The organism is Bacillus manliponensis (assembly GCF_000712595.1).
GTDB lineage: Bacteria > Bacillota > Bacilli > Bacillales > Bacillaceae_G > Bacillus_A > Bacillus_A manliponensis.
Genome location: NZ_JOTN01000066.1, coordinates 1 through 1,153 on the forward strand (window position 1 = coordinate 1; position 1,153 = coordinate 1,153).

The following is a 1,153-nucleotide window of genomic DNA, read 5'->3' on the forward strand; positions in this document are numbered from 1 at the left end:
AGCGACTCTTAGTATATTACACATATATCACAAAAGAGTCAACACATTTTATATGAAAATAGTATTTATTTTAAAAGAAGCTACCATTAAAGTGATTTCACACTACTACATCACCTTAATAGTAGCCCTTACTCATAATAGACTCATTTTATAAATTCTTTTATTTCATGAATAAACTCTTTGCAATGATCAAACATCATTGCATGAGATGTTCCAGGAATCACAACACATTTACTTCCCTCTAATTTCAGCATGACTCTTTTAATAAAATTCAACTTCTTTGCCAAGCCCTCTTCTCTTTCTGCTGGCAGGAACAATACTTTACATTTGATAGTATCGTATAACAATTCAAAACGTCTCTCATATAAATCTTCACCGATTTTTATCATATTCTCTTTTTTTGATAGAAATGTTACTTTCCCATTTGTGAGCTTTCTAGGTTCATAATCTTCCATTACCAGTTCTCGCTCTTTATTCCATGGTAACCAGTTTTTCTTCATATACTCTAGTAACTCTTCCCTTGAATCAAATTGTTGTTCAGGTTCAGAAAAGTATTTACGAAAATGCTCCTCTTTAGAGTGTGTATATAATCCACCAGGACCACAGCGATTTACTAAAGCACCTTCAGAGTTTATTAATGAAAGAACCCTCTCTGGATACTTCGATGCAAACATTGTTCCAATATAACATCCAAGGGAACTACCGACAATGTGAGTCTTATCAATCTTAAGAGTATCTAGTACCTCTTGAACATCCTCGGCTAATGTCACTAACTCATAACCATCTTCTGGATGATCAGACTTTCCATGTCCTCTTATATCCAAAACAATTACATGATTTGTTTCTATAAAGCTAGGGATCATACTTCTCCAAATTGATGAACTACCTCCCATATAATGCAAAAACAAAATTGGTTCTCCTGTTTCGCTATATTCGTACACTTTAATCTTTACTCCCTTTACATCTACCGTACATTCTTTCACTATATATTCCCCCTTCATTTTCCTTACTCAGAAAAAACTCGTGACTTCCCTTTTATCTTATCGTACATTAGTGACAAATCATGTCACTAATAAAGTGAAACTTCACTCAGTGGGGGTTTTCTTCATCCCCACTGAGTGTTAGTTGAACCAATCGGGCTTTTACTGGCTGT

The 1,153-nt window shown here is 34.3% G+C and carries 1 protein-coding gene; it reads right to left on the reverse strand.

Annotation, left to right across the window (positions count from 1 at the left end; all coding sequences use genetic code 11):
- Positions 1-143 precede the first annotated feature (143 nt).
- On the reverse strand, positions 144-983 hold the full coding sequence (locus BAMA_RS23210) for an alpha/beta fold hydrolase (protein WP_034644392.1): 840 nt from the start codon (positions 981-983) through the stop codon (positions 144-146).
- Between the last annotated feature and the right edge of the window lie 170 nt (positions 984-1,153).